Raw genomic sequence first — 24,611 nt, 5'->3', positions numbered from 1 at the left:
CGATGACCAACTACGACGACATCGACTTCTCCCCCATCCAGGCTCTCACCGAGGGCGAGGTGATCACGCACTCCCCCGTGCGCGACATCCGCCTCGCCTCCGGCAAGGTGCTCGCTCTCGTCACCCTCGACAACGGGCGCGACCACACACGTCCGAACACCCTCGGTCCGGCGACGCTCACCGAGCTCGGCGCCACCCTCGACGGACTCAAGGCACGCGCCGCGGCCGGTGAGATCCAGGCCGTCGGCATCACCGGCAAGCAGTACATCCTGGCTGCCGGCGCCGATCTGTCGGACATCAGCAAGGTCGGGTCGCGAGACAACGCGCGCCTGATCGCTCAGCTGGGCCACAAGGTGCTCGGCAAGCTCTCCGAGCTCGGCGTCCCGTCGTTCGCCTTCGTCAACGGCCTCGCGCTCGGCGGCGGCCTCGAGATCGCTCTGAACTCGACGTACCGGACCGTCGACGCCTCCGCGGCGGCGATCGCCCTGCCCGAGGTGTTCCTCGGCATCATCCCCGGCTGGGGCGGCGCCTATCTGCTGCCGAACCTGATCGGCATCGAGAACGCCCTCGAGGTCGTCATCTCGAACCCGCTCAAGCAGAACCGGATGCTCAAGCCTCAGCAGGCCTTCGATCTGGGAGTGGTCGACGCCATCTTCCCGGCGGCGAACTACCTCGAGAACTCGCTGGCCTGGGCCGATGCGGTCCTCGGCGGGAGGAAGGTCGAGCGCAAGAACGAGCCGGGCAAGATCGAGCGGCTCACCAAGTGGCCGATCGCGATCAAGATGGCCCGCGGCATGCTCGAGTCGAAGATCGGCACGGTGCCGAAGTCGCCCTATGCGGCTCTCGACCTGCTCGACAAGGCGAAGAGCGGTACCAAGGCCGAAGGCTTCGCCCGCGAGGACGAGGCGCTCGCAGAGCTCGTGACCGGCGACCAGTTCGCCGCGTCGATGTACGCGTTCGACCTGGTGCAGAAGCGCGCCAAGCGCCCCGTCGGCGCACCCGACAAGGCTCTCGCCAAGAAGGTCACCAAGGTCGGCATCATCGGCGCCGGCCTCATGGCCAGCCAGTTCGCGCTCCTGTTCGTGCGCAAGCTCCAGGTGCCCGTGCTCATCACCGACCTCGACCAGGCCCGCGTCGACAAGGGCGTGGCCTACATCCACGAGGAGATCGGCAAGCTCGAGGCCAAGGGCCGTCTGGACTCCGACTCCGCGAACAAGCTGCGCGGCCTCGTCACCGGCACCACCGACAAGAGCCTCTACGCGGACTGCGACTTCGTGATCGAAGCCGTGTTCGAGGAGGTCGGCGTCAAGCAGCAGGTGTTCGGCGAGATCGAGAAGATCATCGCCGGGGACGCGATCCTCGCGACCAACACGTCGTCGCTGTCCGTCGAGGAGATCGGCTCGAAGCTCGCGCACCCCGAGCGGCTCGTGGGCTTCCACTTCTTCAACCCGGTCGCGGTGATGCCGCTGATCGAGATCGTGAAGACGCCCTCGACGTCTGACGCCGCGCTGTCGACCGCGTTCGTGGTCGCGAAGGGACTGGGAAAGAACGCGGTGCTCACCGCCGACGCCCCCGGATTCGTCGTGAACCGTCTTCTCGCGAAGGTCATGGGCGAGGCAGCTCGTGCCGTGTACGAGGGCACCCCCGTGGCGGATGTCGAGAAGGCCTTCGGTCCGCTCGGCCTGCCGATGGGCCCGTTCCAGCTGATCGACCTGGTCGGTTGGAAGGTCGCCGCCCACGTGCAGGACACGATGGTCCGCGCGTTCCCCGACCGCTTCTACGCGAACGAGAACTTCCACGAGCTGGCTGCTCTGGATGCCGTCGTGGAGAAGGACAAGGGCGGTCGCGTGACCGGCTGGACCAAGCAGGCGGAGAAGCTCCTCAAGCCGGCGGTGGGCAACTCGCCCGCATCCGCAGCGACGATCCTGCAGCGTGTTCAGGATGGTCTGGCGACCGAGATCAAGCTCATGCTCGACGAGGGCGTGGTGCCCGAGGTCGAGGACATCGATCTGTGCCTGATCCTCGGTGCGGGCTGGCCCTTCATCGACGGCGGCGCATCGCCGTACCTCGACCGCGAAGGGGCCTCGGAGCGCGCCTTCGGCGGGTCGTTCCACACTCCGCAGATCAGGGGTGTCGAAGCCCGCTGACTCCCGGTCGGCGAGCGAGCGACGATCATCCCCGGTCGTTGAGCGAGCGAAGCGAGACGAAACGCCTCATCCGACGTCATACGTCGGATGAGGCGTTTCGCGTATCCCGCGCTCCTCGCGAGACGCGCGCGGTGGCCTTCCCCTACTGGACCGGCCTCACATCGTCGTCGCCCGCACGCGGCCAGTACGACAGAGCCCGCTCGGCGAGGGCGGTGATGGTGAGCGAAGGATTCACCCCGGGATTCGCCGGAACCGCGGAGCCGTCGACGACGTGCAGACCAGGGTGACCCCAGACACGGTGGTAGGCGTCGATGACGCCCTCCTCCGGCGACGACGAGATCACCGCTCCGCCGAGGAAGTGCGCGGTGAGCGGGATGCCGAAGACCTCGGGCCACGAGCCGCGAGCCTCGGCCGGCTCACCGCCGTCGCGCTCGACACGTGCGGCGATGGCCGCGGCCGCCGCGTGGGCCTGCGGAAGGTAGCTCGGGTTCGGTTCGCCGTGTCCCTGCTCGCTGGTCATCACCAGTCGGCCGAAGCGGCGGCGCAGAGACAGCGTGAGCGAGTTGTCCGCCGTCTGCATGACGAGAGCGATGATGCCGCGCTCGCTCCAGCGCCGAAGGTTGCCGAGTCGGAACTGCCGCACCGGCGAACGGAGCACCTGTGCCGCGAGGTTCGTCAGCCGAGCACCGAGCCGTCGATCGCCGGGGACCAGAGCTGTGGCGAGAGCGCCCATGAGGTTCGAGCCGGGGCCGTAGCGCACGTTCTCGACGTGGGTGCGGTCGTCCACGTGGAACGACGTGGTGATCGCGACCCCTCGCGCCAGTTCCAGCGATTCGGGGACCTTCGTCGCTATCGCTCCGTCGAGAGCCTCCGAGTTCGTCCGGGTGAGGCGCCCGACGGCATCCGAGATCCGCGGCAGCGAGCCCGACTCCTTCATGCGGTGCAGCAGCTGCTGCGTCCCCCACGTGCCCGCGGCGAGCACCACCTGCCTGGCGGTCACGGTCCGCCGTCCTCGCCGGAGCCACGCGCCGCTGCGCTGGGTCGTGACGGCGAACCCTCCGCCGGGCAGCTCAGCCACGTCGATGACCGTCCGCAGCGACTCGATCGCGACGCCTCGGCGCTCGGCCAGAGCGAGATAGTTCTTCATGAGCGTGTTCTTCGCGCCGACCCGGCATCCGACCATGCAGTTCCCGCAGAGCGTGCATCCGGTGCGCTCTGGCCCCTCCCCGTCGAAGAACGGATCGGGGGTGCGCTCCCCCGGCTTCCCGAACCAGACGCCGACGGGTGCGCGCCGGAATGTGTCTCCCACGCCGAGGTCTTCCGCGGCCCCTGCCATGATCCGCTCGACGGGACCGGTGTGTGGATAGTGCTCGACGACGCCGAGCATCCGCTTCGCCGTCGCGTAGTGCGCGGAGAGCTCCCGCTCCCAGTCGGCGATGCCGCGCCACTGCGGATCCTGGAAGAAGCTCGCGCCCGGCTGATACAGCGTGTTCGCGTAGTTGAGCGACCCGCCGCCGACCCCGGCGCCGGCCAGGATCATCACGTGCGGCAGCCGATGGATGCGCTGCACGCCGAAGCATCCGAACGCCGGCGCCCACAGGTACCGCCGCACGTTCCAGTTGGTCTTCGCGAAGTCCTCATCCTCGAACCTGCGGCCGGCCTCGTACACGCGAACGCGGTAGCCCTTCTCCGCCAGCCGCAGTGCGGCGACGGAGCCTCCGAACCCGGACCCCACGATGACGACGTCTTCGTCGAACTCAGTCATTGCTCTCCCTCGGCACCAGCATCGTGAGCGCGCCCGGAATCAGCGAGATGGTGCATTCATCCTCGCCGATCCGCTCACCGTCGGCATAGACCACGAGTCCAGGAGCGGACACCGATACGGTCTTCGCGCGACGGTGCCTCACCTCTCGACGATCCAGATGGCGCCCCTGGAGCAACAGCGGGAACAGGCGCAGCAACCTCATCCGACCGATCGGCGCGACCTGCACCACGTCCAGGAGCCCGTCATCGGGGATGGCGCCCGCGCACACCGGCATCCCCCCGCCGTAGCTCGACGTGCTCCCCACCGCGATCAGCGTTCCCGGAGCGTGCTCGGGGTCGGCGCCGTCGACGGACAGGCGGAAGTCCATCGGACGCAGACGCGCGAGCTCGATGAGGAGCGCGAGGTAGTAGCGCAGGGCGCCGTGCGGCCATCGCAGGCGGTTCGTGCGATCGCTCACCTTCGCGTCGAACCCGAGTGCGGCGATCGTCAGGAACCGACGCGTCGAGTCCCTGGTGGCGACGACGCCCACGTCGATGGGACGCGGTACCCCGGTCAGCGCGAGCTCCGCCGCGGCCGAGGCGTCTCCGCGCGGCAGCCCCAGCGCCCGTGCGAGGTCGTTCCCCGTCCCCGCCGGGACGAGCACGAGGGGAACGGATGCCGCGCACAGTTCGTCGAGCACCCCCGACAGCGTGCCGTCGCCTCCGACGATGACGAGCGCCCGCGGGGCGTCGGCGAGGGCGGCTGCGGCGAGCCGATGGGTGTCGGCGGCTGATCCGCCCGCGTACGCCCGCACGTCGGCGCCACGATCGCGCAGATGCGCGACCGCCGCTTCCGCCGCCCGCCTGCCTCGGCCCTTGCCCGAGAACGGGTTCGCGAGCACGGCGATGTGCTCGGCCACGTCAGCGCGTCCGCTCGATCGGGATCACAGCGCCCGGGTTCATGATCTCCGAGGGATCCAGCTCCCGCTTGATCGCGGACAGGATGCGGATGCCGGTCGACCCGATCTCGCGCTCCAGCCACGCGGCGTGGTCCCGCCCGATCGCATGATGATGGCTGATGGTGCCCCCCGCGGCGAGGATGGCGTCGTTGACACTCGCCTTGACCGGCTCCCACACGGCGAGCGGGTCGGAGCGGATGCCGGCCAGCACGGTGAAGTACAGCGATGCCCCCGTCGGGTAGACGTGCGAGACGTGGCACATGACGTAGGACTTGGCCCCGGCCTGCGCGAAGCCGTCCTTCAGGGCGGCCTCCACCGCCGATCGCAGCGTCGAGAGGTTCGACCAGGTCGTCGCCGTCTCGAGCGTCTCGCAGAAGACGCCGGCGTCCAGGAGTGAATCGCGCAGGTAGGGTCCGTCGAATCTCCCCTTCAGCCACTCCTCCGCTGCTCCCTCGCCCGCGGAGACGCCTCCTGCTGCCGCGAGCAGAGCGCTGACCCTGGACCGGCGCTCCGCGATGTCGTCGCCCTCGTAGACGGTGACGACGCTGGCGCCCTTCGCGAGCGCCTTCCCGATCTTCCCGACCTGAGCGAGGCTCACCGCGGTCTCGGCCTCGTCGGAGAGGCGGATGACGGTCGGCCCGTTCCCGTGCTGGGCGACGTGGCGGAGCCCCTCGGCGCCGCTCAGGAAGTCGGGGAAGGACCACGACTCGAAGACGCGATCACGCGGAATCGGATGCACGCGCACGGCCACCTCGGTGATCACGCCGAAGATGCCCTCCGATCCGAGGAAGACCCTGATCAGATCGGGCCCGGCGGCAGAACCAGGTGAGCGGCCGAGGGCGATGTCTCCGGTCGGCGTCGCGACGCGAATGCCGGTCACCATGGTGTCGAAGCGGCCGTTGCCCGCGGAGTTCTGACCGGATGACCGCGCAGCGGCGAAGCCGCCGATGGTGGCGTAGCGGAAGCTCTGCGGAAAGTGGCCCAGCTCGAGGCCGTGAGCGGAGAGCAGCGCCTCCGCCTCGGGACCGGTGGTGCCTGCCGCAAGGACCGCTTCGCCGCTGACCTCGTCGAGCCGGACGAGCCCGCTGAGCCTGCGCAGGTCCAGGCTGACGACGGCGTGGTGTCGTCCGCGCTCGGGCTCCAGGGCGCCGACCACGCTGGTGCCTCCGCCGAACGGGATCACCGCGACGCCGCGATCGGCAGCCACGCGCAGGCACGCGCTGACCTCGTCGTGATCGGCGGGTCGGATGACCGCGTCCGGCGCGTCCTGACCGATCCGCCGCCTCCGCAGCAGATCGGGCGTGGAGCGTCCTCCCGCGTGACGGATGCGCGCCTCGTCGGAACGGTCGACGTGCTGCTCCCCCACCGCTGCCTGAAAGGCGGCGAGATCGTCGTCGTCGAGTGCGGAGGAGCCGAGCACGACCTCCCCGAGGGCGGCGGCCTGCTCGGGCTTGCGGATGCGTCCGAGCAGAAGGGGCAGCAGCGTGCGCACCGCGAGCGGGAGGTCCTTCGCCTTCGCCGGGTCGCCCCAGCCGTTCCATCTCATCGACGGGTCGTCCTCGACCCTGCCATCTTCTGGGCTCATGCGTTACAGTGTGACACATCATGGAAGAACGTCAAGTGATGTGGGACGCCACGCAGGTGCGTATTCTCGATGCCGCCGATGCGCTGATCGAGCGCAGAGGCGTGCACGGCGTGACGATCGCCGAGCTCGCCCGCCGCGCCGATCTCAGCCGACCGACCATCTATCGCAGCTGGAGCGACGCCGACGATGTCGTCCGCGCAGCCCTGCTGCGCCGCGTGGGCGGCATCCTGGACGCGTTTCCCGAGCATGCGCGCACACGCGCCGATCTGGTGAATGACGTCCTGCGATTCACCGCGCTGTTCCGTTCCGACGCCGTCTACGGCCGTCTCCTCGCCGACGAGCCGGAGGCGTTCACGCGCTACACGCTGCAGCGCGTGGGGTCGAGCCAGAGGATGATCCTGCAGTGGCTCGCCACGGCGATCGGCACCGCACAGGTCGGAGGGACGGTACGGCACGGTGAGCCTCTGGAGATCGCCGTGATGCTGCTCCTCATCGCCCAGTCGGCGGTTCTCTCGCACGGCACCGTGTCCGAGCTCATCTCCGACGCCGCCTGGGAGCGCGAACTGCGCTCGGCGCTCGACGGACTGCTCCGGCCATGACTCCGGACCCCAGGGTTCTCAACGTCGCTCGGCGCAGGACCGATCTCGCCAGGTCGGCCGACGGCACCGCGGACGTGCTCGTCGTCGGCGGCGGCATCACCGGCGTCGGCGCCGCCCTCGACGCGGCCTCCCGCGGCCTCAGAGTCGTGCTGATCGAGGCCGAGGATCTCGCCTTCGGCACGAGCAGGTTCAGTTCCAAGCTCGTGCACGGCGGACTGCGCTATCTCGCGACCGGAGATGTGGCGACGGCCCGGGAGAGCGCTCTCGAACGGCACCTGCTGATGACGACGATCGCTCCGCATCTGATCCACCCCTTGGCACAGCTCCTGCCGTTCAGTCCGGGGGTCACTCTCCGCCAGCGCGCGGCCGGGGCGGTCGGCATGGGTCTCGGCGATCTGCTGCGGATGCGCGCCCGCACACCGCGCACCGTGCTCCCCACCCCGAGGCTCGTCTCCGCGCGCACGGCGCATCGCCTGGCTCCCGTCCTCGACCCCCGAGGGCTGCGCGGCGGGATGCTGTCGTACGACGGGCAGCTCGTCGACGACGCCCGCCTGGTCGCCACGGTCGCGCGCACCGCGGCATGCCTCGGAGCGCGCATCCTGACCCGCGTGCGCGCGATCGAGCTGCGAGGGGACGGCGCGACGGCCGAGGACGCCATGTCAGGCGAACGGCTCGAGATCAAGGCGCACGCCGTCATCAACGCGACCGGCGTCTGGGCGGGGTCCCTCGACGGCGCGATCAGCGTTCGCCCCAGCCGTGGCACGCACATCGTCCTCGATGCCTCTGACCTCGGCTCCCCCACGGCGGCGCTCACGATCCCGCACGAGGGGTCGATCAGTCGATACGTGTTCGCCCTGCCGCAGCAGCACGGACGGGTGATCGTGGGCCTCACGGATGAGGATGCGCCAGGGCCGGTGCCGACCGTCGCACAGCCCACCGAGCCCGAGATCGCCTTCCTCCTGAGCACTCTCAATCGGGTCCTCGCCGTGCCCGTCCGGCGCGATCAGGTGCGCGGAGCATTCGCGGGCCTCAGGCCCCTGGTCGACAGCGGTGCGGACGCCACCTCCGACGTCTCCCGGCGGCATCTCGTCGTGGCGTCGGATGCCGGGTTCGTGACGGTTCTGGGCGGCAAGCTGACCACCTACCGTCGGATGGCCGAGGATGCCGTCGACCTCGCCGTCTCGTCACGAAAGCTGAGCGCCCCGTCGAGTCGCACCGCATCGCTGCGTCTGGTGGAGCGCACCGTCGCCGGTGCGGAACCCCTCGACGAGCTCACCGGTCTCACACGAGCCGACGTCGAGTTCGCCGTGCGCAGCGAGGGCGCGATGACGGCCGACGATGTGCTCGATCGGCGGACCAGGATCGGACTCGTCGACGCCGACCGGGAACGCTGCCTCCCGGCCGTCGAGGAGCTGGTCGCGCGTACTCTCGCCGACCTCGGTTGAGGCCACGCGGCGGCCGATCAGGGCCGGGGCGTAACCGCTGCGGGGCACTCCGGCGAACGGCCGACGAACAGCGCATGAACTCCCCCGCCGCACGCGCTCCGGAGGCGATCTGCTGCGACACGACGCGGCACAGTGGTGTCATGGACATGCTCTTCACGATGCTGGGCGGCAAGGGGATGTCGGGGCTGCTGAAGACCGGCACGGCGATCCTCACGACACTCCTGGTCCTCCCGGCTCTCCTCAAGCTCTTCGTGGTCACCGTCGACGAGGGCTGGGCCGCCATCCGCACGCGCAACGGCAAGCCGATCATCCGCAATCGTCCGCAGCGCCGACCGGCCAACCGGCGTGGAGCCGTCGGCGAAGTGGTCGTGCTCGATCCCGGTTCGCACGGCGCCTTCCCGCTGTTCTACTGGTACAAGCTCATCGACGTGCGCTGCCGTGCGACCGATCTCCCCGCGCGCGAGATGACCGGGGCAGGCGGACACCAGCACCGCGTGCACGCGTCGTTCGAGTGGCGCCCCATACCGACCGGACGAGATATGCGGGTCTTCGAGCTCGACGTCGTCAACGTCAAGGAACGTGCGTCCAACATCGTCGGCGCCGCGCTGCGTGACGTGATCCGCGGCCTCGACGGTGCGGAGCTGCCCCACAACGACGAGATCAACACGAGGGTGATCGCCGCCAGCGCGGAGGAGATCCGTCGAGCCTGCGGCGTGGAGCTCGTCCGCGTGATGGTCACAGGCGACGCGCTCACCGACGGCTATCTTCTGTCCACCGCCATGCGCGACGGAGACCGCGGCGCCCAGGCTGTCGCCGCTCTGCACGCCTTGAACTGAACCGCCCACTGGTGGATTCCGCCACGGCGGCGTACAGTTTTGAACATGTTCGAAACTGAAGCGCCGATGACGAAGAGCGCGCGTACGAAGGCGCGGATCAGCGCGGCGGCGGTCGAGTCGTTCACAGAGCGCGGATACGCCGAGACCACGATGCGGCTGATCGCCGAGAAGGCCGGAGTCTCGGCGGGAAACGCCTACTACTACTTCCCCTCCAAGGATCATCTCGTCCAGGAGCTGTACCGGCGCGTGCAGGAAGAGCACGCAACGGCGGCGCGCGCGGCACTTTCAGGAGAGCGCGGCCTCGTGGATCGTCTACGGCTGGTGCTCGAATCCGGGCTGTCCACGTTGACTCCGTACCAGCGCAGCGCTGCAGGATTCCTGACGGCGATGATCCCCCCGGACTCGCCGATCAACCCGCTCTCTGCCGAATCGGCGGAGGCGCGGGCCATCACGATCGGGCTGTTCCGCGAGGCGATCGACGGCGCACAGCACCGCCTTCCAGCTGACGTGGCGGCGCTCCTGCCGGAAGCTCTGTTCGTGGGCTATCTCGCGCTTGTGCTCCGCTGGACGTACGACACCTCTCCGTCACACGAGCAGACGACACGGCTGCTCGACGCCGGCCTGCGGCTGTTGAGCGTCGCGCTGCCCTTCGTGCGGGTCCCAGGACTGCACCGAGCGACCATGCAGCTTCTGACACTGATCGCGGAAGTCCGATCATGACCCCGCAATCGGTGCGGCGCTCGCCTCGCACACCGGCGGAACCCATGGCGTTCACTGGTGCCGAGCTCGTACGAGGCGCCGTCTCCGCATGGGCGATATTCATGACCATGCTGCTTCTGTCCACGACGATCACCGCAGCCGCGTACTCGTCCTTCCCCGGCTGGGGTTCGCCGGGCACCCTTCTTCCCAGCGTCCTCATCGTCGACGCCGCAGCACTCATCATCGGCGGCGTCGTCTCCGCTCTCGTGACGGTCCTTGGGACACTCCTCGCGCATAGGCTCGGATCCTTGCTGCGCCACGAGGCATCTCTGCGCGTTCACGTGGCGATCTTCACGGCTCTCGGCGTCGGAGTCGGCAAGACCTACGTCCTCGTTCTCCTGCTGATGCAGATTCCTCAGAGCGTGGGCGTACTCGGCGCACCGCTCGCGTTCCCGGCCGTGCTTGTGGCGCTCGCGGTACCACTGGGGTGGTGGTACACGGCGTGGCGCGCCCTGCTCGAAGACAGCAGAGCTCGCTCTCAAGCTGCGCGAGTGCAGAGCATTCAGGATGCAGTCGCCGAGGTGCGCCCATGATCGCGAAGAAGGACGCGATCCCTCCGCGCACTCAGGCGAGACCGATGGCGTTCACGGACCGTGAAGCGCTGCGCGGTGGCATCGACGTGTGGTGGATCTTCCTCGTCTTCCTCGTCATAGGCATCGGCGTCTGGTGTACAGCCCTCGATCTCACGGATGGCGTCGAGACGTCTCCCTCGAACATCAACGTGTTCCTGTTCGCCGCCTTCTGCGCACTCGTGATCGGAGGGACGATCTCCCTCATCGTCATGCCCGTGGGGGTCATGCTGGCGATACTTCTCGGGCGCGCTCTGTCGCGTAGCCGACGGCTCTGGGTGCACGTCGTCGTCTACACCGCGCTCGGCATCGCCATCGGCCTCGTATACATCGCGCTGCTGCGGGGCGGTGAGGTGTTCGCCCCGATTCGCTCAGTATGGGACTACGTACTCTTCGTCCCCGCCGTCTCTGCGTCACTCGCGGTTCCGCTCGGCTGGTGGTGCACCGCTCACCGGCTCCTGCTCGCGGATCGACGTCGAACGGAGCACCGCACAGGGCGACCCCACACCGAGGGCGGTGCGCCCGGGAGCGCTTCCTCGCCGGGGATCAGTGCCGTTCGTGCAGCGGAAGGTCGATCGCTCCGGTCTCACCGGCGTTGCGGGCGACGGGGATACGCGTGCCGAGCACCTGTGCGACGACGTCCTGGGCGATCTTCGGCGCGGTGAGGCCGGCATCCGCCAGGACCTGCTCGCGCGAGGCGTGATCGATGAACTCGTCGGGAAGCCCCAGCTCGTCGACGGCCGTGTCGATCCCGGCCTCGCGCAGCACCTGACGCACGCGGGTGCCGATCCCGCCCACGCGGATGCCGTCCTCCAGCGTGATCACGAGACGGTGATGCGCGGCCAGCTCGATGACGGAGGGCTGCACGGGGATCGCCCAGCGCGGATCGATGACGGTGGCCCCGATGCCCTGCGCCCTGAGGCGTGCGGCGACGTCCATCGCGAGCGCGGCGAACGGGCCGATGCCGACGATGAGGACGTCTTCCGATTCGCCCCTCGCGAGCACGTCGACGCCGTCGTCGAGACGCTCGAGCGCGGGGAGGTCGGGGGCGACCTCACCCTTCGGGAAACGGATGACCGTGGGGGCGTCGTCGACGAGGACCGCCTCCTCCAGCGCCTCTGTGAGGCGCGCGGCATCGCGGGGAGCAGCGATGCGGATGTGCGGGACGATCTGCAGCATCGCGAGATCCCACATGCCGTGGTGGCTGGGCCCATCGGGTCCGGTGACGCCTGCGCGGTCCAGTACGAACGTGACGCCCGCGCGGTGGAGAGCGACGTCCATCAGGACCTGATCGAATGCGCGCCCCATGAAGGTCGCGTACACGGCGACCACCGGGTGCAGGCCGCCGTAGGCGAGACCCGCGGCGGATGCCACCGCGTGCTGTTCGGCGATGCCGACGTCGTACACGCGATCGGGGAAGCGCTCGGCGAACGGCGCGAGGCCCGTGGGGCGCAGCATCGCGGCGGTCATGGCGATGACGTCGCTTCGGCGCTCGCCCACATCGACGAGAGCCTTCGAGAACACATCGGTCCACCCCAACCCGCCGGAGGAGAGCGTCTCCCCCGTCGCCGGATCGATCCTGCCGACGGCATGGAACTGGTCGGCCTCGTCATCACGCGCCGGCTGGTAGCCCCTGCCCTTCTCGGTGATCGCGTGCACGATGACCGGGGCCCCGTACGACTTCGCGAGCTCGAGCGTCTCCAGCAGCGCCGGCAGATCGTGTCCGTCGACCGGGCCGAGGTACTTGATGTCGAGGTTCGAGTAGAGCGCTTCGTTGTTCGTGAAGCGGGAGAGGAACCCGTGCGTTCCGCCGCGCACGCCGCGGAACACCGCGCGACCGACCGGCCCGAAGGCGCGGAACAGGCGGTCGGACTTGCGGTGCAGGTCCTTGTACGCCGCCGCGGTGCGCACGCGGTTGAGGTAGCGGGACATTCCGCCGATGGTCGGCGCGTAGGAGCGCCCGTTGTCGTTCACGACGATCACGAGGTTGCGGTCGTTGTCGTCGGAGATGTTGTTCAGCGCCTCCCACGTCATGCCGCCCGTGAGGGCGCCGTCGCCGACCACGGCGACCACGTGGCGGTCGGCGCGACCGGTCGCGGTGAGAGCACGAGAGACGCCGTCGGCCCAGCTCAGCGAGCTCGACGCATGAGACGACTCGACGACATCGTGCGGGCTCTCGCTGCGCTGCGGGTACCCTGCGAGACCGCCGCGGACCCGCAGATCGGAGAAGTCCTGCCGCCCAGTGAGCAGTTTGTGGACGTACGACTGGTGACCCGTGTCGAAGATGAACGGATCGTCGGGCGAGGAGAAGACCCGGTGCAGTGCGATCGTGAGCTCGACGACACCCAGGTTCGGACCCAGGTGACCGCCCGTGCGGGACACGTTCTCCACGAGGAAGTCGCGGACCTCCGCAGCGAGTTCGATCAGCTGCTCGGTGGACAGGGCGTCCAGATCTCGGGGTCCTGAGATGCTCGGAAGAATGGGCATCTGCGCCTCCTCACAGGCTCTGTACGCGGCATCCGAGTTCCGGTTCGAAGGCCGCTACGATCCTATCGCGCAAGGCCGGGAATCCTCGGTGAGAAGGCGTTCGCCCCGCCCGTCGCGGCGGATGTCTGCCCTAGCATCGTCACAGATCCGAAGGAGTCTCCATGCCCGCAGCCGCACCGCAGTACGTGTGGCGCCGTTCCGATCTCGTGCTCGGCCGGATGCTCGCTCTGTCTCCGCTCTCGATCGTCGCATCCTTCGTCCTCTCGGTTTTCGCGCTCGGCATCGTCAGCGCCTTCACCCCGAAGCCGGCGAGCCCGCAGTCGGGTTGGGACGAGATGACCGGGATCTTCGAAGGCATGATGGCCGGGTTCGCGGTCGCGCAGATCGTCCTCGCTGCGGCTCAGATCGCGATTGCCGTCGCTGTCGCCATCATCGCGTCGCGTCTGCGACCGTTTCGTCGTGGACACGCACTCGGTCCGATCGTGATCGCACTCTCGCTGGCCGCTGTCGTCTCGACGGCGCTCGACTGCGCAGGGAGGATCACGCCGGAGCTGGTGGTCGCCTCAGGGACCGGAACGCTGCACGACGTTCTCCGCTGGGTGGGTCCGGCGCTGGTCGCACTGGCGATAGCGGTGCTGCTGAGCTTGTTGAGAATGTGCGGGCTCGCGACATGGCGCTTCCCCAGCCTGCCTCTGCTCGCTCTGACCTCTCCGCTCCTGCTGATTCCGTCCGTGCGTATGCTCGACCTCGTCGCCGCTTTCATCCCCCCTGTGATCCTCGGCGCCGTGTGGCTGCGTGCGCTGGGGAATGCAGAAGCGGGCGGAACGTCTGTAGACGCTCCGCCCGCTTCCGCGCTCAGTTGATCAGACCAGCGAGCGCAGCACGTACTGCAGGATGCCGCCGTTGCGGTAGTAGTCCGCCTCACCGGGGGTGTCGATGCGGACGACCGCGTCGAACTCCACGACCTGCTTGCCCTCGGGCGAGTGCTCGCTCGGGGTGGCGGTCACGCGGACGGTCTTCGGGGTCACGCCGTTGTTGAGCTCTTCGAGACCCGTGATCGAGACGATCTCGGTGCCGTCGAGGCCCAGCGACTCCCAGCTCTCCCCCGCGGGGAACTGCAGCGGGACGACGCCCATGCCGATGAGGTTGGAGCGGTGGATGCGCTCGAAGCTCTCGGTGATGACCGCCTTCACGCCCAGGAGGCTGGTGCCCTTGGCCGCCCAGTCGCGCGACGAGCCGGAGCCGTACTCCTTGCCGCCGAAGATGACGAGCGGTGTGCCCTGCTCCTGGTAGTTCATGCTCGCGTCGTAGATGTACGACTGCGGGCCGTCAGGCTGGGTGAAGTCGCGCGTGAAGCCGCCCTCGATGACCTGACCGTCGTTGACGGCGGAGACCAGGAGGTTCTTCAGGCGGATGTTCGCGAACGTGCCGCGGATCATGACCTCGTGGTTGCCTCGGCGCGAACCGAAGGAGTTGAAGTCCTTGCGGTCGACGCCGTGCGCCTCGAGGTACTTCGCGGCGGGCGTGCCCGGCTTGATGTTTCCGGCCGGCGAGATGTGGTCGGTGGTGACCGAGTCGCCGAGCGTCGCCATGACGCGGGCGCCCTGGATGTCGCGCACCGGGGTGAGCTCCATCGTCATGCCGTCGAAGTACGGAGCCTTGCGGACGTACGTCGAGTCCTCGTCCCACTGGAAGATCGCGTCATCCGGAGTGGGGAGGCTGCGCCAGCGCTCGTCGCCGTCGAACACCGTCGCGTACTGCTTGATGAACTGGTCCCGAGAGATCGACGAGTCGACGATCTCCTGCACCTCTTCTGGCGTCGGCCAGATGTCCTTGAGGAACACGTCGTTGCCGTCGGAACCCTTGCCGAGGGCGTCGTTGTCGAAGTCGAAGTGCATCGAACCGGCGAGGGCGTAGGCGATGACCAGCGGCGGGCTCGCCAGGTAGTTCATCTTGACGTCGGGGCTGATACGACCCTCGAAGTTGCGGTTTCCGGAGAGCACCGCGGTCACGGCGAGGTCGTGCGAGTTGATCGCCTCGGAGACCTCCTCGATCAGCGGACCCGAGTTGCCGATGCAGATCGTGCAGCCGTAGCCGACGGTGTAGAAGCCGAGACCCTCGAGGTCCTTGTCGAGACCCGACTTCTCGTAGTAGTCGGTGACGACCTTGGAGCCGGGGCCGAGCGTCGTCTTGACCCACGGCTTCTGCTTGAGCCCCTTCTCGAGCGCCTTGCGGGCCACGAGACCGGCGGCGATCATGACCGACGGGTTCGACGTGTTGGTGCACGAGGTGATGGCCGCGAGGGTCACCGCGCCGTTGTCGAGGATGTACTTCTCCCCCGACGGCGTGGTCACCGGAACCGGCTTCGACGCGTTGGCGGGTGCACCGCTGTTGATGTGCACCGGACGGGTCGTCGGGGCTTCCTCTCCGGGGACCTGACCGGGGTCGGATGCCGGGAACGAGTGCTTGCCCTCGAGGTCGACGAGGTCGTCGGAGGTCGACGGGGTCGCGTAGCTGAGGATGTCGTGCTCGAACTGCGACTTCGCCTCCGAGAGGAGGATGCGGTCCTGCGGGCGCTTCGGGCCGGCGATCGACGGCACGACGGTGCCGAGGTCGAGCTCGAGGTACTCGCTGAACACGGGCTCGTGCGACGCGTCGTGCCAGAGCTTCTGCTCCTTGGCGTACGCCTCGACGAGCGCGACGGCCTCTTCGCTGCGGCCGGTGAGGCGCAGGTAGTCGAGGGTGACGTCGTCGATCGGGAAGATCGCCGCCGTGGAGCCGAACTCCGGAGACATGTTGCCGATGGTGGCGCGGTTCGCGAGCGGGACGGATGCGACGCCCTCGCCGTAGAACTCGACGAACTTGCCGACCACGCCGTGCTTGCGCAGCAGGTCGGTGATGGTCAGCACGACGTCGGTCGCGGTGACGCCGGCCGGGATCTCACCGGAGAGCTTGAAGCCGACGACGCGCGGGATGAGCATCGACACGGGCTGGCCGAGCATGGCCGCCTCTGCCTCGATGCCGCCGACGCCCCAGCCGAGCACGCCGAGGCCGTTGACCATCGTGGTGTGCGAGTCGGTGCCGACGCAGGTGTCGGGGTAGGCGCGCAGGACGCCGTTCACGTTCCGGTCGTAGATGACCTTGGCGAGGTGCTCGATGTTCACCTGGTGCACGATGCCGGTGCCAGGAGGAACGACCTTGAAGTCCTGGAACGCGGTCTGGCCCCAGCGCAGGAACTGGTAGCGCTCGCCGTTGCGCTCGTACTCGATCTCGACGTTGCGCTCGAGAGCGTTCTCCGAGCCGAAGAGGTCGGCGATCACGGAGTGGTCGATGACCATCTCGGCCGGCGAGAGCGGGTTGATCTTGTTCGCGTCGCCGCCCAGCGCCGTCACGGCCTCGCGCATCGTGGCGAGGTCGACGATGCAGGGAACACCCGTGAAGTCCTGCATGACCACGCGCGCCGGCGTGAACTGGATCTCGGTGTTCGGCTCCGCCGCGGCATCCCACGACCCGAGCGCCTCGATCTGCGCCTTCGTCACGTTCGCGCCGTCCTCGGTGCGAAGCAGGTTCTCAAGGAGCACCTTGAGGCTGAAGGGGAGCTTGTCGAAACCGGGCACCGTGTCGATGCGGAAGATCTCGTAGTCGGTGCTGCCGACCGTCAGGGTGCTCTTGGCACCGAAGCTGTTCACCGTGGACACGAATCCGTCTCCTTCTATTCGGATGGGAGCGACAGGCGCCTCCATCTTGCTCGCCTCCGACGCCGTCCGGCTAGCAAGGTGGACCTAACCCAGTCTGCTCCCCGCGGGCCTCGGGCGAAAGCCTGCAATTTATCTTGATGTCAAGATAAATCTATCATGCCTCGGAAGAGGACTCGGCAACCGACTCGCGGGGGTAGAGCGCTCGGACCACGAGCCACGTGACGGCGATCATGGGAGCGAACAGCGGAAGCCCCATGATCAGCTTCAGAGTGCCGAGCGCGGTGACCTCCCCCGCGAGGTAGAGCGGGAACTGCACGGCCAGCCGCGCGAAGAACAGCGCGGACCAGGCGATCCCGAGCCACAGGAACGCGCGCTTCTTCCGGCGATCCCGGCGCCACGCGGTGCCGTCGCCCATGAGGAACCCGACCGCCAGGCCGATGAGCGACCATCCGATCAGCGCCGAGATCAGCAGCACCGTCCCGTAGGCGGCGTTCGTGATGAGACCGGGGACGAAGTTGTCCTGCCCTCGCCCCGTCCAGAGCGCGAGACCGGCGGCGGCCGCAGCGGCGACGAGACCGCCGATCGCGGCCGACGGCGGCGACTTCTGCAGCAGCCGGATGATCGTGAACACGGCGGCGAGACCGACGGACACCCCCAGCGCGAGGACGAGCGGCTCGGGGCGGATGGTGAACAGGATCACGAACGCGAGGCTCGGCAGCACCGACTCCAGGATGCCGCGCCAGCCGCCCATGGCGGACCAGACGACCTTCTGCGTGCTCGCGCTGTCGGCGGGATCGAGCCCTGCACGCCGCGCAGCGCCGCCGAGCGCCGCCCCGAGGATCTCGGATGCGGAGGGCTCGCGCTGGTCGTCGGGCTCTGCTGCGCTCACGCGGAGCCCGGCGTCGCCGGCATCTTCAGCGGGATCAGGTCGCGCGGCGGCATGGGAGCACCTCCGCGGACGACCACGATCGAGCGGAACAGGTCCTCGACCTTGGCGGCGGCCTCCAGGTCGGATGCCGCGGCACCGCCGATCACGCCGCGCAGGAACCAGCGGGGGCCGTCGATGCCGATGAAGCGCGCGAGGCGCAGTTCGGAGCCCTCGTTGGCGGGTGCGGGCACCTCGGCGAGCAGTTCCTTGCCGAGGGGGCCGTCGCGCTCCTCGACCCGGCCGCCCTGGGCCTTGACCTGGTCGCGCAGCTGCACGCGGGTCTCGTCCCACAGGCCCCCGGAGCGCGGTGCGGCGAAGGGCTGCACCTGCAGGGAGGAGTCCGCGTAGTCGAGCCCGACGGCGACGATGCGCTTGGTCTGCTCCTCGACCTCGAGGCGCAGGTTGAGGCCCTCCCGCGGGAGGATCTTGATGCCGCCGAGGTCGATGTACGGGCGGACGGGATTCGCCTCGGAGTCGTCCAGGGGGCCCTCGGTGGCCCGGTTGTCGGGCGCCGACTTCGACGGGGTGGCGTTGTTGTCAGTCATCAGCCTTGTCCTGCTTCGTTCTGGTGGGATGCTGCCTGGTATCCGGTGGATCCGAATCCCCCCTCGCCGCGGACGCTGTCTGGCAGCTCCTCGACGGGGATGAAGGTCGCTCGGGTCACCGGCATGATGATCAGCTGGGCGATGCGATCGCCGACGGCCACATCGTACGCGCTGCGGATGTCGGTGTTGATCAGGCTCACCTTGATCTCCCCGCGGTAGCCGGCATCCACCGTCCCAGGGGAGTTCACGATCGAGATCCCGTGCTTGGCTGCGAGGCCGCTGCGCGGCACCACGAACGCGGCGTACCCCTCGGGCAGAGCGATGCGGACGCCGGTCGCGACGAGCGCGCGCTCGCCCGGTCCGAGGTGCACGGCCTCCGCAGCGACGAGGTCGGCTCCGGCGTCTCCGGGGTGCGCGTAACCGGGAACGACGGCGGCGTCGTTCAGCACAGGGGCGATAATGGGGATGTCCACCGATTCAGTCACCCCACGAGGCTAATGCAGAACCGCGCCCCACAGACACGTCCGCTCTACCGCGAGCGGCTGTCGCCGAGCCTCTGGCTGCTCGTGACCGTCGCCCTGGCGGGCCCCATGGTGTCTCTGATCTTCGTCCCGGTCGGCTCGACCGTGGCTCTCCTCGCCGGCGCCGCCGTCTCGGCTGCGCTCGTCGCGGCGTTCATCGGCTTCACTCCAGTGCTGTCCGTCGAGGGCACCGTGCTGCGCGCCGGCAGCGCGCACATCGACGCGCGTTTCCTCGGCGATCCCGAGGCCTTCACCGGCGACGAGGCGCGACAGGCTCGCGGTCCGCGGCTCCCCGCACGGGGCTGGCACCTCATCCGCGGCGGCATCGACGGCGTCGTGACCGTCCCCAACATCGATCCGGACGACCCTGTCGACACCTGGACGATCTCCACGCGGACCCCCGACCGCCTCGCCGCGGCGATCCGCGCCGCCCGGTCCGCCACCGACTGATCCGTCGTCCGTCCGCTCGCCAGCTGATCCGTCGCCACCGGCCGATCCCTCCGGCACAGCGGCGACCAGAGCCCGGATACGACGACGCGCCCTGAACCGTGAGGTTCAGAGCGCGTGACGATCGCGTGTCGCTGCGTCAGGCAGCGCACTCCTTGCAGATCGGACCGGAAGCGTCTTCGTGGTCGAGCTGCGAGCGGTGCTTCACGAGGAAGCAGCTCATGCAGGTGAACTCGTCCTCCTGAGCGGGGAGCACGACGACGTCGAGCTCCAGGTCGGACAGATCGGCACCCGGGAGGTCGAAGCTGGACGGGTTGTCCGAGTCCTCGTCCCCGGTCGAGCCGGAGAGCTTGTCCGGCACACGCTCCTTGAGGGCTTCGATCGACTCGGAGTCGTCTTCGCTCTTGCGGGGAGCGTCGTAATCGGTTGCCATGTGGTAAATCTCCACTTTCATGGTGCGAGTGGTCGGGATGCGCCGTCGGGTAATCGGCGGCCATAGTTTGCATGACCGCGAGAGATTTCGCAAATGCCCTCGCATGCGACAGAGCAAACTCACGGCACGCCCAGGGTATTCCCGGCCCTGCCGGATCATGCGTGACACCATGAAAGCACACCCACCAGAGGGGCATTCGCATGGAAAACGTCACCATCGTCGGCACTGAAGCAGGAGTGCTGGTACTCGCGACCGAATCGGGCGCGCGGTTCGCGTTGCCCATCGACGACGTGCTGCACCGGGAGATCCGCCGCGCGACGCGACAGAGCGAGCCCGTCGTGCAGCGCCTCGCCGCCAGCCCCCGCGACATCCAGGCGCAGATCCGCGCCGGACTCACGGCACCGGAGGTCGCCGAGCTGCTCGGCATCGGCGTCGACGACGTCGCGCGATTCGAAGGGCCAGTGCTCGCCGAGCGCGAGCACGTCATCGGGCAGGCGCTCGCCGTGCCGGTCCTCATCGGCAGCGAAGTCGAACCCGATGCCCAGCCGACGTTCGGCACCGCCATCCGCGCCAAGCTCGCAGAGCTCGAGGCGTCCGCCGAGCGCTGGGCGAGCTGGAAGGACGAGAGCGGCTGGATCGTCAAGCTCGAGTTCACGGCGAACGAGGTCGAGCACGATGCGCGCTGGAGCTTCGACCCGCGCCGCAGCGCTCTCGCACCGCTGAACGCCGACGCCACCCAGCTCTCCCGCCAGGGATCCCTGCCCGAAGGCCTCATCCCCCGGCTGCGCGCCGTGGACGCGGAGCGCCCCGCGTCGCCCTACAAGGACGAGAGCCGCTTCGACTCCGGCGCTTTCGGACCCCGTCTCGTCCCGACGCCGGAGGCCGACGCCGAAGACCCGAGCCTCCCGGAGCGCTCCCCGTCCGCCGCTCAGGATGCCGCGATCAAGCGCGCACCGGAGTCCCAGACGACCAGCCCGGAGACGGCCGACCTGCTCGAGGCTCTGCGCCGTCGTCGCGGCCAGCGTGAGAGCGCGCCCCTCATCGATGCTGACGACGAGGATCGTTCGCCGGAGCCGAGTCCCATCGCCCTGTTCGACGCTCTCGAATCGTCTCAGGACGAGCCGGAGGACGAGCCGGAGCCCACCCCCGAACCCGCGCAGGACAACGGACGCCGCCGTCGCCGCAACGCGATGCCGTCGTGGGACGAGATCGTCTTCGGAGCGCGCACCGACGAGTGATCCGCGCGCGACCGCTCAGCGAGCGAACGCGCCGAATCGCAGCAGAGGCACCTGACGCTCCTCGGGAGTGAGCCCGCCGTGCTGCCCGACCATCCCCCGGCTGCGCTGATCGGCGGCGGTCCCGTCGTACACGGCACCGCTCCCCCGCGCGACGACGAGCAGGTCGCCGATCCGGGACGCCGCGGCATCCGTCACCGTCTGCCCGAAGAGTCCCGAAGCGATGGCCTCGGCCTTCGACCCGATGTCGGCGACGCCGTCGAGGTCCGACCGCCACCGCGAGAGGACGGCATCGACGTCGCTCTCGGGCTGCAGGTACACGTGGAGCATCCGCGGCTCTCCCCCGACGTGCCGTACTCCGTCGAGGTGCTCGGCCTCCAGCACCATCTGCCGATGGCTCGGCACGTCCACCATGCCGTGGTCGGAGGTCACGATGACACCGACCCCCGGAGGGATCCTGCGCGCGAGCGCGGCGTCCACGTCCTCGAGCGCCGACACCCATTGGCGCGAGGCGATGCCGTGCTTGTGCCCCGCCTTGTCGACCTCGGGAAGGTAGCAGTAGACGAGGGCACCGGGATGGCGCTCCGCGAGCTCGTAGGCGGCCTCGACGCGATCCGCGGGCGACTGCGCCGCGACGAAGTCCGCACCGCGCAGCGTGGCCCGCGTGAACCCGCTGCCCGCGTAGGCGGCGACGCCCACGGCGAAGACCGGTCTGCCCTCGGCGCGTCCGCGTTCGAACACCGTGGGCGCCGACTGCCACACGGCGGGGTCGATGCCCTCGGACTCCCACCCGGACAGCTGATTGACCAGCACATCGCGCTCGCGGTCGAGCACGCGGTATCCCACGAGGCCGTGCTCGCCGGGCCACACCCCGGTGAGGATGCTCGTCAGGGCGGCAGCCGTCGTCGAGGGGAACACCGAGTGGGCGACGTCCTTCTTCGCCATCCCCGCCGTCAGACTCCGCGCGTGTCCGGCGTGAGCTCGCAGGCTGATGGCCCCGAGGCCGTCGATGAGGACGAGCACGACGGAGTCCGCCCGCGGCAGCACCGAGGACTCACCGCGCAGGGACGCGAACAGGTCGTCCGCCACCCCGACGACGCTCCGGGCTGTCGGGGACTCGGACGGTAGCATGAGGGACATCCGAGCCAGTCTGACACAGGCTCCATCTACGCCCTCAGGAACTCCATGCCGAAAACCCCGCCGCCCGAGCTCGCCCCGGAACGAATCCAGGACATCGACCTCGAAAGCGAGATGCAGGGCTCGTTCCTCGAGTACGCCTACTCGGTCATCTACTCGCGCGCTCTGCCCGACGCCCGCGACGGTCTCAAGCCCGTGCAGCGGCGCATCCTGTACCAGATGGCAGAGATGGGTCTTCGTCCCGACCGCGGACACGTCAAGAGCGCCCGCGTCGTCGGCGAGGTGATGGGAAAGCTGCACCCACACGGCGACTCGGCCATCTACGACGCCCTCGTCCGCCTGGCGCAGGAGTGGGCTCTGCGCGTGCCCCTCGTCGACGGGCACGGCAACTTCGGCTCGCTCGACGACGGCCCCGCGGCCGCGCGGTACACCGAGGCCCGCCTCGCGTCGCCCGCCATGGCCCTCACGGAGAACCTCGACGAGGACGTCGTCGACTTCATCCCGAACTACGACGGGCAGTTCCAGCAGCCGTCTGTCCTCCCCGCGGCCTTCCCCAATCTGCTCGTGAACGGCGCCAGCGGCATCGCGGTCGGCATGGCGACGAACATGGCGCCGCACAACCTCATCGAGGTCGTCGCCGCGGCGACGCATCTGCTGGAGAACCCCGACGCCTCCACCGAGGAGCTCATGGAGTTCGTGCCGGGGCCGGACTTCCCCTCCGGCGGCATCCTCATGGGCCTCGACGGCGTCAAGGACGCCTACACGACCGGACGCGGTGCGCTCAAGGTGCGCGGCAAGGTCTCCGTCGAGCCGCTCGGCCCGCGCCGCACCGGCATCATCGTCTCGGAGCTGCCGTACATGGTCGGCCCCGAGCGCCTCATCGAGAAGATCCGCGACGCGGTGCAGTCGAAGAAGCTGCAGGGCATCAGCGACGTCACCGACCTCACCGACCGCAACCACGGCCTTCGCGTAGCGATCGGCATCAAGACGGGTTTCGACCCGAACGCCGTGCTCGATCAGCTCTACCGGCTGACCCCGCTGGAGGACTCCTTCAGCATCAACAACGTCGCCCTGGTCGACGGACAGCCGCGGACGCTCGGCCTCAAGGAGATGCTCAGCGTCTACGTGGCGCACCGCCTCGAGGTCATCACGCGCCGCAGCCGCTACCGCCTCGCCCGCCGTGAGGAGCGCCTGCACCTCGTCGAAGGTCTGCTCATCGCGATCCTCGACATCGACGAGGTCATCCAGGTCATCCGCTCGTCCGACGACTCCGAGCAGGCGCGCACCCGCTTGCGGTCGGTGTTCGACCTCAGCGAGGCGCAGGCCGAGTACATCCTCGAGCTGCGGCTGCGTCGTCTCACGAAGTTCTCCCGGATCGAGCTGGAGGCCGAGCGCGATGCCCTGCGCGCGGAGATCGCCGCGCTGCAGGAGCTCCTCGCGAGCCCGGTGCTGCTGCGGGCTGCCGTGGCAAGGGAGCTGGATGCCGTGGCCGACGCCTACGGCACCCCCCGGCGCACGCTGCTCATGAACGCCGCACCTCCGAAGCCGCGGGCCGCGAAGGGCGCCCCCGATCTTCAGATCGCCGATGCCCCGACCGTGCTCGTGCTCTCCACGACCGGTCGTGCCGTGCGCGTCGACCTCGCCGAGGGGCAGGAGCTGACGGCCCCGGCGCGCCGCAGCAAGCACGACGCGATCCTCACCACGGTCCAGACGACCGTGCGTGCGGATCTCGGTGCGCTGACCAGCGAGGGGCGCGTCCTGCGCTTCTCCCCCGTCGATCTGCCGTCGGTGCCGTCGACGTCGGTGCAGCTCGCCGCGGGAACCCCGCTGCGGGACTACCTGGGCGTCACGACGCGCGGAGAGCGCGTCATCGGCTTCGTGCGCTTCGACAGCGAGACGCCGATCGCACTCGGCACCGCACAGGGCACGGTCAAGCGCATCGTCCCCTCGACCCTCCCCGTGCGCCCGGATCTCGAGGTCATCGGGATGAAGCCCGGCGACACCGTGGTCGGAGCCGCCGAAGCTCCGGACGACGCCGAGCTCGTGTTCATCACGACGGATGCGCAGCTGCTGCGGTTCGGAGCATCCGCGGTGCGTCCGCAGGGGGCACCGGCCGGCGGCATGGCGGGCGTCAAGCTCGGAGCCGGCGCCTCGGTGCTGTTCTTCGGCGCGGTGTCCCCAGAGGCCGAGGCCGTCGTCGCCACCGTGTCGGGCGCCGACAGCGCTCTGCCCGGCACCGATCCCGGCCGCGCCAAGGTCTCCTCCTTCGCGGAGTACCCCGCCAAGGGTCGTGCCACAGGCGGTGTCCGTGCGCACGCCTTCCTGAAGGGCGAGGACCGGCTCACCGTGGCGTGGGTGGGTCCGGACCCCGCACTCGCCGTCGACCCGACCGGCGCGGTCCGCAAACTCCCCGAGAGCGGCTCTCGCCGCGACGCGTCCGGCCAGCCCATCGACGGCGTGATCGGCTCCATCGGTCGCACGATCGTCTGAACCGGCGCCCCCGAGGGGCCGGGATGAGCGCGACAGTGAACGCCGATC

General features: G+C 69.1%; 20 protein-coding genes. 10 read left to right on the top strand and 10 right to left on the bottom strand.

The annotated features are described in order from the left end of the window. The first annotated feature begins 2 nt into the window (after positions 1 to 2). Positions 3 to 2,147 (top strand): 3-hydroxyacyl-CoA dehydrogenase NAD-binding domain-containing protein, encoded by a 2,145-nt coding sequence (locus tag MRBLWH10_RS06600; protein WP_341942083.1) that lies wholly within the window; start codon positions 3 to 5, stop codon positions 2,145 to 2,147. 142 nt (positions 2,148 to 2,289) lie between these two features. Here the strand turns inward: MRBLWH10_RS06600 and MRBLWH10_RS06595 are convergent, their stop codons facing one another. Genes MRBLWH10_RS06595 through MRBLWH10_RS06585 form a run of 3 tightly spaced genes read right to left on the bottom strand, consistent with a single transcriptional unit; the run spans position 2,290 to position 6,434 of the window. Next, positions 2,290 to 3,912: a GMC family oxidoreductase gene (locus MRBLWH10_RS06595; RefSeq protein ID WP_341942082.1), complete on the bottom strand. Its 1,623-nt coding sequence runs from the start codon at positions 3,910 to 3,912 to the stop codon at positions 2,290 to 2,292. Further along, complete coding sequence (locus MRBLWH10_RS06590) at positions 3,905 to 4,810, bottom strand: diacylglycerol kinase (RefSeq protein WP_341942081.1); 906 nt, start codon at positions 4,808 to 4,810, stop codon at positions 3,905 to 3,907. The genes MRBLWH10_RS06595 and MRBLWH10_RS06590 overlap by 8 nt, the downstream gene beginning before the upstream one ends. Before the next feature lies 1 nt (position 4,811). Continuing rightward, positions 4,812 to 6,434 carry an FAD-binding oxidoreductase gene (locus MRBLWH10_RS06585; protein ID WP_341942080.1) on the bottom strand — a complete coding sequence of 541 codons (1,623 nt, stop codon included), beginning with the start codon at positions 6,432 to 6,434 and terminating at the stop codon, positions 4,812 to 4,814. A 20-nt stretch (positions 6,435 to 6,454) separates the two neighbouring features. Here MRBLWH10_RS06585 and MRBLWH10_RS06580 point away from each other — a divergent pair, with 20 nt between their 5' ends. From MRBLWH10_RS06580 to MRBLWH10_RS06560, 5 genes are all read left to right on the top strand, one after another. Continuing rightward, positions 6,455 to 7,033, top strand: coding sequence for a helix-turn-helix domain-containing protein (locus MRBLWH10_RS06580; protein ID WP_341942079.1), 579 nt, complete (start codon positions 6,455 to 6,457; stop codon positions 7,031 to 7,033). Further along, positions 7,030 to 8,478, top strand: coding sequence for a glycerol-3-phosphate dehydrogenase/oxidase (locus MRBLWH10_RS06575; RefSeq protein WP_341942078.1), 1,449 nt, complete (start codon positions 7,030 to 7,032; stop codon positions 8,476 to 8,478). The genes MRBLWH10_RS06580 and MRBLWH10_RS06575 overlap by 4 nt, the downstream gene beginning before the upstream one ends. A gap of 140 nt (positions 8,479 to 8,618) precedes the next feature. Next, positions 8,619 to 9,314 carry an SPFH domain-containing protein gene (locus tag MRBLWH10_RS06570; RefSeq protein WP_105673076.1) on the top strand — a complete coding sequence of 232 codons (696 nt, stop codon included), beginning with the start codon at positions 8,619 to 8,621 and terminating at the stop codon, positions 9,312 to 9,314. Positions 9,315 to 9,359: 45 nt separating this feature from the next. After that, positions 9,360 to 10,034: a TetR family transcriptional regulator gene (locus MRBLWH10_RS06565; protein ID WP_341942077.1), complete on the top strand. Its 675-nt coding sequence runs from the start codon at positions 9,360 to 9,362 to the stop codon at positions 10,032 to 10,034. 101 nt (positions 10,035 to 10,135) lie between these two features. Continuing rightward, entirely contained in the window at positions 10,136 to 10,606 is a 471-nt protein-coding gene (locus tag MRBLWH10_RS06560) for a hypothetical protein (RefSeq protein ID WP_341942076.1), read from the top strand. A 582-nt stretch (positions 10,607 to 11,188) separates the two neighbouring features. Here MRBLWH10_RS06560 and dxs read toward each other — a convergent pair. After that, positions 11,189 to 13,129: a 1-deoxy-D-xylulose-5-phosphate synthase gene (gene dxs / locus MRBLWH10_RS06555; RefSeq protein ID WP_341942075.1), complete on the bottom strand. Its 1,941-nt coding sequence runs from the start codon at positions 13,127 to 13,129 to the stop codon at positions 11,189 to 11,191. Positions 13,130 to 13,290: 161 nt separating this feature from the next. Between dxs and MRBLWH10_RS06550 the strand changes: the two genes are divergently transcribed. Further along, positions 13,291 to 13,992: a hypothetical protein gene (locus MRBLWH10_RS06550; RefSeq protein WP_341942074.1), complete on the top strand. Its 702-nt coding sequence runs from the start codon at positions 13,291 to 13,293 to the stop codon at positions 13,990 to 13,992. Here MRBLWH10_RS06550 and acnA read toward each other — a convergent pair whose 3' ends face one another. The 4 genes from acnA to dut all read right to left on the bottom strand — a co-directional run bounded on the left by acnA (position 13,993) and on the right by dut (position 18,785). Further along, positions 13,993 to 16,827, bottom strand: a complete 2,835-nt coding sequence (gene acnA, locus MRBLWH10_RS06545; protein ID WP_105673070.1) for an aconitate hydratase AcnA — start codon at positions 16,825 to 16,827, stop codon at positions 13,993 to 13,995. A gap of 154 nt (positions 16,828 to 16,981) precedes the next feature. Further along, complete coding sequence (locus MRBLWH10_RS06540; RefSeq protein WP_341942072.1) at positions 16,982 to 17,716, bottom strand: DUF3159 domain-containing protein; 735 nt, start codon at positions 17,714 to 17,716, stop codon at positions 16,982 to 16,984. Continuing rightward, on the bottom strand, positions 17,713 to 18,300 hold the full coding sequence (locus MRBLWH10_RS06535) for a DUF3710 domain-containing protein (protein ID WP_105673068.1): 588 nt from the start codon (positions 18,298 to 18,300) through the stop codon (positions 17,713 to 17,715). Before MRBLWH10_RS06535 ends, MRBLWH10_RS06540 begins: the two co-directional genes overlap by 4 nt. After that, a complete protein-coding gene (gene dut, locus MRBLWH10_RS06530; RefSeq protein ID WP_181155829.1) occupies positions 18,300 to 18,785 on the bottom strand; it encodes a dUTP diphosphatase in 486 nt (161 codons plus the stop codon). Before dut ends, MRBLWH10_RS06535 begins: the two co-directional genes overlap by 1 nt. A 12-nt stretch (positions 18,786 to 18,797) precedes the next feature. Between dut and MRBLWH10_RS06525 the strand changes: the two genes are divergently transcribed. Next, positions 18,798 to 19,271, top strand: a complete 474-nt coding sequence (locus MRBLWH10_RS06525) for a DUF3093 family protein (protein ID WP_341942070.1) — start codon at positions 18,798 to 18,800, stop codon at positions 19,269 to 19,271. A 136-nt stretch (positions 19,272 to 19,407) separates the two neighbouring features. Here the strand turns inward: MRBLWH10_RS06525 and MRBLWH10_RS06520 are convergent, their stop codons facing one another. Continuing rightward, the gene (locus MRBLWH10_RS06520) at positions 19,408 to 19,701 is read right to left on the bottom strand and encodes a DUF4193 domain-containing protein (protein WP_105673065.1); all 294 of its coding nucleotides are present in this window, start codon (positions 19,699 to 19,701) and stop codon (positions 19,408 to 19,410) included. Positions 19,702 to 19,901: 200 nt separating this feature from the next. On the opposite strand from MRBLWH10_RS06520, the gene sepH reads away from it, so the two are divergent. Then, entirely contained in the window at positions 19,902 to 20,939 is a 1,038-nt protein-coding gene (gene sepH / locus MRBLWH10_RS06515; protein ID WP_341942069.1) for a septation protein SepH, read from the top strand. Positions 20,940 to 20,954: 15 nt separating this feature from the next. Here sepH and MRBLWH10_RS06510 read toward each other — a convergent pair whose 3' ends face one another. After that, positions 20,955 to 22,076, bottom strand: coding sequence for a nucleotide pyrophosphatase/phosphodiesterase family protein (locus MRBLWH10_RS06510; RefSeq protein ID WP_341942068.1), 1,122 nt, complete (start codon positions 22,074 to 22,076; stop codon positions 20,955 to 20,957). A 45-nt stretch (positions 22,077 to 22,121) separates the two neighbouring features. Between MRBLWH10_RS06510 and MRBLWH10_RS06505 the strand changes: the two genes are divergently transcribed. Then, the gene (locus MRBLWH10_RS06505) at positions 22,122 to 24,563 is read left to right on the top strand and encodes a DNA topoisomerase IV subunit A (RefSeq protein WP_341942067.1); all 2,442 of its coding nucleotides are present in this window, start codon (positions 22,122 to 22,124) and stop codon (positions 24,561 to 24,563) included. The last annotated feature ends 48 nt before the right edge of the window (positions 24,564 to 24,611 follow it).

It is taken from the genome of Microbacterium sp. LWH10-1.2 (assembly GCF_038397765.1).
In the GTDB taxonomy this organism is placed as follows: domain Bacteria; phylum Actinomycetota; class Actinomycetes; order Actinomycetales; family Microbacteriaceae; genus Microbacterium; species Microbacterium natoriense.
The sequence above is the reverse complement of the archived record's forward strand: the minus strand, read 5'-3'. Positions and strand labels throughout refer to the sequence as shown.

Excerpts from the sequence above, each read along its gene's own strand:
- MRBLWH10_RS06580 (WP_341942079.1), top strand. The coding sequence starts at position 6,455 with ATGGAAGAACGTCAAGTGATGTGGGACGCCACGCAGGTGCGTATTCTC.
- MRBLWH10_RS06520 (WP_105673065.1), bottom strand. The coding sequence starts at position 19,701 with ATGGCAACCGATTACGACGCTCCCCGCAAGAGCGAAGACGACTCCGAG.
- MRBLWH10_RS06565 (WP_341942077.1), top strand. The coding sequence starts at position 9,360 with ATGTTCGAAACTGAAGCGCCGATGACGAAGAGCGCGCGTACGAAGGCG.
- sepH (WP_341942069.1), top strand. The coding sequence starts at position 19,902 with ATGGAAAACGTCACCATCGTCGGCACTGAAGCAGGAGTGCTGGTACTC.
- MRBLWH10_RS06600 (WP_341942083.1), top strand. The coding sequence starts at position 3 with ATGACCAACTACGACGACATCGACTTCTCCCCCATCCAGGCTCTCACC.
- dxs (WP_341942075.1), bottom strand. The coding sequence starts at position 13,129 with ATGCCCATTCTTCCGAGCATCTCAGGACCCCGAGATCTGGACGCCCTG.
- MRBLWH10_RS06525 (WP_341942070.1), top strand. The coding sequence starts at position 18,798 with ATGCAGAACCGCGCCCCACAGACACGTCCGCTCTACCGCGAGCGGCTG.
- MRBLWH10_RS06535 (WP_105673068.1), bottom strand. The coding sequence starts at position 18,300 with ATGACTGACAACAACGCCACCCCGTCGAAGTCGGCGCCCGACAACCGG.
- MRBLWH10_RS06585 (WP_341942080.1), bottom strand. The coding sequence starts at position 6,434 with ATGAGCCCAGAAGATGGCAGGGTCGAGGACGACCCGTCGATGAGATGG.
- MRBLWH10_RS06570 (WP_105673076.1), top strand. The coding sequence starts at position 8,619 with ATGGACATGCTCTTCACGATGCTGGGCGGCAAGGGGATGTCGGGGCTG.
- MRBLWH10_RS06595 (WP_341942082.1), bottom strand. The coding sequence starts at position 3,912 with ATGACTGAGTTCGACGAAGACGTCGTCATCGTGGGGTCCGGGTTCGGA.
- MRBLWH10_RS06510 (WP_341942068.1), bottom strand. The coding sequence starts at position 22,076 with ATGTCCCTCATGCTACCGTCCGAGTCCCCGACAGCCCGGAGCGTCGTC.
- MRBLWH10_RS06550 (WP_341942074.1), top strand. The coding sequence starts at position 13,291 with ATGCCCGCAGCCGCACCGCAGTACGTGTGGCGCCGTTCCGATCTCGTG.
- MRBLWH10_RS06560 (WP_341942076.1), top strand. The coding sequence starts at position 10,136 with ATGACCATGCTGCTTCTGTCCACGACGATCACCGCAGCCGCGTACTCG.
- MRBLWH10_RS06505 (WP_341942067.1), top strand. The coding sequence starts at position 22,122 with ATGCCGAAAACCCCGCCGCCCGAGCTCGCCCCGGAACGAATCCAGGAC.
- MRBLWH10_RS06575 (WP_341942078.1), top strand. The coding sequence starts at position 7,030 with ATGACTCCGGACCCCAGGGTTCTCAACGTCGCTCGGCGCAGGACCGAT.